This window comes from Pedobacter sp. 01N416 (genome assembly GCF_056399685.1).
In genome coordinates, this window is the sequence record NZ_JBFTRT010000345.1 from 1 (window position 1) to 5,934 (window position 5,934).

The 5,934-nt window shown below is 45.9% G+C and carries 2 protein-coding genes; both read right to left on the reverse strand.

The genetic code is table 11. The annotated features are described in order from the left end of the window. Positions 1-5,348, reverse strand: a 5,348-nt coding sequence (locus AC1DND_RS18250; protein ID WP_477583774.1) for a hypothetical protein, incomplete at its 3' end; no start/stop codon positions are given. 27 nt (positions 5,349-5,375) lie between these two features. Then, positions 5,376-5,934 (reverse strand): phytanoyl-CoA dioxygenase family protein (locus AC1DND_RS18255; protein ID WP_477583776.1); only part of this gene is annotated, 559 nt, incomplete at its 5' end.

A 5,934-nucleotide genomic window follows, 5' to 3' on the forward strand; every position in this document is an offset into this window, starting at 1 on the left:
GCAAATGGATAACCATTATCAGCAGGGTAGGCCGTGCTCACTAGGCCTGTCATGGTTCCTGCAGTCCAGTTCATGGCGGCAAAATCGCTGCAGTAGCTAAACATTGGGTTTTGTTGGGGAGAAATATATGCCTGTTTCGTCCTTATGGCCATTCTGCCCAGATTGTCGGATACCAGCTGACCAACCACCATTTGTGTGCCAGCATATTGCTGCGCCTGGATATTTTTGCCATTTGCATCGTCGAATGAGATAGCAGCCATTGGTGTTACTGCTGTAGCGATTTGTGAAATGGCTACCTTGTTGCCAAAGAAAATGGTGGGTACACCAGACAAATTAGCAGATGCTGTATAGCTGAAGATCATTTTTCCATCTGCCCAGAAAACAGCAGTTGACTGGCCGGCAAGCAATGTCCACTGCTTGTTCATGGTATATACTGCTATATTAGCACCATCCAGTTTCAGCGCATAACGGTAAGCGTTGTCGGGACTGGTAATCGTCCAGCCTTTGCCCGTGGCAGCGCCTGTGCTGATAGTAGATGTTGCAGGAAGCAGGAAGCCGGCATTATTAAATGCAATGCAAAGAGCAGCGGACAAGGTACCTGCATCAAGCTGGGCTGCAAACGGATTCTGGGGAAGGTTAAATGCGCGTGCATCCACAGCAGGCAGCACGTTTGCTCCGGTCGAATCCAGCAATTGCCAGGAAGTTAATTGCGGATTCCACTGAATGGTAAGTACCGATCCCAGGTGGATTCCCAATGGCGCATCAGGCGTTTCGAGCAGATTGAATTCAACATCCAACGCATAATCTGAGGTCAAATTACCGTCGGCATATGTGAGCGAGCCTGCTGTACCAGCTGATTGCTGCGTAAGGACGGTTCCAGTTACAATCCAGTTACCGGCTCCTTGCTGCCATACGGACGACCACTCTGGGCCACGTGTAAATTCGGTGAGCTCGCCGCCATTGGTCCCGGTAATAGTAAGTGAAGCATTAGGGTTTGCGGGAGCAAATACCCCCAGGTTTCCACTACGGGACAAGTAACCATTTTGAATTTTTGAAGTCCTGTCTGCCGCATTGGTGGATAAAATTTCCTGCTGGAAACTGTCCAATACTTTACGGCTTATTTCGCCATTTGCGCCAAGTACGGCTGTAGGCTGTTCTAAAGTGTTATTATAGCTGTAAGCCTCGAAGATACATGCCAATGGTGTGAACCGCAGATTATCTACAAGCACGTTGCAGGATGTATTCGCATTTTCACAAATAATTGTAATCTGCGCAGTGCCCTTCGGGTTGGGAAGATCAATTAATTGGGATACATACACCCACTGACCAACGGTATCGGGGAAGTTGAGAACAGTCGGGGTGCCGCCGGCAACCGATATTTGCCAGGAGGCATTACCGGCGCTATTGTTAAATGTTGAGGGTTTTTTAACCCAGGCAGAAAATATATATTGCTGATCCTGGCGAATAGGGGTAAATGAGCCTTGCACGCCTGCTGCGCCGTGGCTGCCTGCTGCAATGCTTAGGCTATTAGTGCCTGTATGGGCATCCACCACGGTATTTTGGCTATTAGGAACAATAGTCCCACCAGATCCAATTACCCAGCCAATTGGCGTTTCGTAAGTTTCAAAATCATAATAGCTCACTTCATTTCCCGATAGACTGCCATTTGGAAATTTGGCAACTAATGACTGCTGGTTTTTATCGTAAATGAATGACGAAACAAGTCCATTGCCATCTACCTGCTCTGTTATGAGGTTACCGGTACCTGATCTGGAAATGATTTTAGTCTTTAATTGCCATGCAGCTGTCGGCGTGTCGGATGGGAATTGTGGTGCCACAGTGCCTGGTGTTGTCCAGTCAAAAATTTGATAAGCAGCCAGTTTGCACGAACCGGCACCAGTACAATCGGTGTTCACGACATTGTTCGCCCAGTTACGGAAAATGGTCGCCTGGCTCTTCACATAATTTCTTGAACTATTATCTGCCGGCGCTACACTTTGGGTTGTCATAGCCACCGTAGAGAACATGTGCAGCTTGTTGAACGAAGCAGCATATGCCGGAACCTGGTAAGCGTATAAGGTTTCTATGCGGAGATTTTTCTGCACACCGTCTGCATCATAATAAGATTTCTCCTGAGATAATAATACGCCGGTTGTCTTGTCGTAAGTGCCTGTTGACCATTGTACAATGCCATCTTTCATATTGGCCGTCTTTTCGCAACGTGCATATCCGCCTAAAAGATATTTACCGGAAACATCTTTTGAATAGATGGTCCAGTAATTCAGCTGCGACGATACGAGACTGCCGTCGTTTGCAAAATCTTTTTGGCCCAGTTGAATTCCATTAAGAATATTCTGAAAATTCTGGAGCCCACCGGAAGGATAAAGCGTCGATTGCTGGGCCAATCCGTTGGAATAATAAAACTGACTACTTCCTTCTGGTGTGGATGTTGGTAAGGCAGCTATCTCTTTAACACCGGGAACTACAATTACCAGTGGATACTGCGCCACGCCCATTAAGGCATTGTAAACAATTTGAGATTCGGGGGAGTTGGCGTAGTAGTAGGATTGTGTAAAACTTTGCGTGGTGTCGTACTGATCCTCAATCACAAGGTATGCCACGGGTGTATCTGTCACGGACTGGTTGAAATTAACTTCATCCAGATTCCATAAATCCATTGTAGGGCTTGCATCGAAAGAAGCTGCAGACGAAGGATAGGTGACCAGAAAGCGGCCGGCAACCAACATTGTTCCGGCAGTGCCATCGGGTACATATGATTTTACATTATTCAGCTTCTGCGGCACTTGTGCATTTCCATTTCTTAAAGCTGCTACGTAGGATGATGCTGTATTGTCGCTGGCATCCTGGTAGCTAATAAATCTCGGACCCCGGTTTTGGAGACTTTGCGGATAATTGAAACTGTTGAGTTGTGTTGACAATGATCGCCATGTGCCATCTGTGCCGCGGAAATAAATGGTTTTGCCAACCGTCATATAATTACCAGAAACACTCGGGTTAGTCCCGGATGGAACATTTGACAAAATAGACCATGAGCCGGCATTGGGATTGAACGCTGCCCATTGATTTGCTGCAGAACCGCTGGCAGGAGAAAGAATGGATATATCCTCACCAGTGGCCATGTTCAAACCAATTGTAGCGCCAGGAGAAGAAAAGCTTTTTGGATTCCAAACCGAGCCATAGCTCTGATCGCCGCCGGCATCCCGCAACATTGCGAGATTATTATTTACGGTGGATCCAACTATAGATGTCTGGAATATTTGATAGAGTAAATTTCCGCTTACTATAGGAGAAGACAAATCAACCATGCCTGGTGATGACGTGTTCAGGACAAAGAAATTCTCGTCCCAGTTAAATAATCTAAGGCTATAATTAATAGCCGTATCGGTAGTAGATGTAGCAAATGTAAGTACCAATGAGCTTGGCGTGGGGCTTACGGCGAGGAAGGCCATATTGGTTGGCTGATCTACTACTATATCGATATTGCTTAAAGTCCATGTACTGCCGGCGTTCCATGTGCCATCTAAAGCGCGGTAAAACAGATAATTTTTCAGTTGTCGGGAACTCGGGAGATAACAGGACACTGCATAAAAATTCTGAACCGCAGTAATGGCAGCCAGTACACAATCAGAAGAATTTGGCAACAGCGGAGATCCGTTCCCGTTCCACATTCCATCCTGCCAGTTATACGAAAATCCCTGTACCCGGGTGGTGGTATAATCGGTGTTATAAGCCATTACAAAGCTGTCTCCTGCAACAAAAACGGACTGAGCTTCTGAATTGGCCTTTACGGTAAGCACGAAAGGCTGATTATTGTACATAACCCAGTTTCCGAATTTTAAGTCCTGTCCTGCGTCATCGTTACGGAACAGGTACAATTCATCGTTGCCTGTGGAACTATTGCGGAGGGAAAGCGCGAAGAAATTCTCCGTTGTTTGTACCATCAGGCTACCGGTCGCTACAGTCTTACTAATGCTGATGGTTTGGTTAACCCATTGTCCATTCCACGATTGGATTTTTACCTGTACCTGGTTGCTGCTCTGGTAAGTGAATACAACGTAATTGGAACCAAACCAAACTCGGGGAATACTGCCGGTGATCGGATTTTGCAGTTGCACTTTTTTTGATGAATTAGTAGATGTTATGGTTTGTGCCTTGTATTCAAATGACGCTTTGCCGCCTTCGGGATATACAACGGCACTTAGGGCGCCAGGGTTGATGCTGGACGGATTTGTCGGGAAATATTCAAAATTCATTGCCGGAAGTGTTTCGCCGTTATTTGTGTACTGAAACACCGACTGGAGACACCGTTTGTACATCAATGAATAATTGCTGTTTGATGATGCCGCATTATTGATGAATTCGTAGGTGAACTTCATACCCGAGAGTGGGTTGCCATCTGCATCTGCCACGTCAACAGAATCTAAAAAATAGGTTTCATACCTGTCTTGATAGGCGTTGGGAGAGGGGGGCGCTATCTGGGTATGCAATGGCTGGTATTCGACAATTGGAGTGCCGTCACTTGCACCGCCAGGATTAAGGATGCCGAATTTATTTCCATAATTCAAAGTAATGACCCGGCCATAGCTGTCAATTACCTTTCCCAAATAAGAGGCCTGTGTATACGCAAGTCCGGAGGAAATTAATTTCTGTGCTACGTTTGTGTATTGATAGTTAACTGAATTGCCCATTGGCGTTACAATGGATGCGAGATTCCAGGACGTGGGATAGAGCACCTGCGTTGCGCCAACATTACTGGAACCGATCCAGTTTCCCCAGCTTATACCCCATTGGGTTGCATTTGAAGCGGTGTCGTTTCCCGCGCCATAAGTGTAGGTGAACCCGTCTTCTTTTATAATGATCCAAATCTTTAGTGCAGGATTATACTGTACTGACCAAAACTGAAAATTCCGCAGTTGAAATATCCAGTTGCCGCTTACGGTTTCACCGGTTTTTACCATTGGGTTGGAACTGCCTCCGGAGACCAGGTAGTAGGTGTCAGACGTTACCGATGCACTTCCTCCTTTGTCTACTGTAATCATTTCAATAGGCATCTGCCAGCCCAGCCCAAGGATGCCTGTAGGAGCCTCTGTATTCCAGGTATTTAAGTTGTTTTTTATATTGCTGGAATAAAGAACAGATAGCTTTACATCAAGGCCTTCGAGCCCCGGTAAAGTCATCAGATCCAATGGCATAGATACACAGCCGCGAAATTTATTGACGCTGCTTTTAATGTTGCCTATTGCCGTTTTATCAAACTCAAAAGAGTGTAATGCAGGCACTTCAGATTGAGCAGCACCGCTGCCATTATTTGATGGTTTAGTAGACATAACAGGATGGATTTTATTTGAGAACTTTTAGTGATTGAAGTTGGAGTGGGCTGGTATAGCCACACCTGCGGCAACGGGTCTAATGGCCATGCTTAAATTGGGCGGTGAGCCATGGACTGCTCTCGTATTCATGAATAACACTTGTCCAGCCTTCATAGGAATGTAATGCATGTGCCTGGCTTCAATAGTGTCTACCCATTCGGTATAAGGTAGCATGGTAGGTGAACGGTAAAGATTTTTTAAGCGATGGCTTCCAGGCAAAACGCCAAGGCAGCCATTGGTTTTATCTACGTCAACGAGCGGGCACCAGATACTAAGTCCTGTGTGATTTTCTTCTTCTACAAAAGTGGGATCCTGATGCAGCGGGAACTTACCATATTCTGAGTCTGCGCGCTTGGCCACGAAGCTTCCTAAAACAAATTTATATTCATTTAGTGCAGGAAGCAGGCTCCGTTCAAAAACCGGTAAGATATTTTGATGGATGAAACGCCGCATTTCAATATCCTGAAGTACCACAGAAGCAACAAAATCGAATGTATGTTGCACCTCCACAGTTGTAAAAACCGACTTTAAGTCTGCTATATCT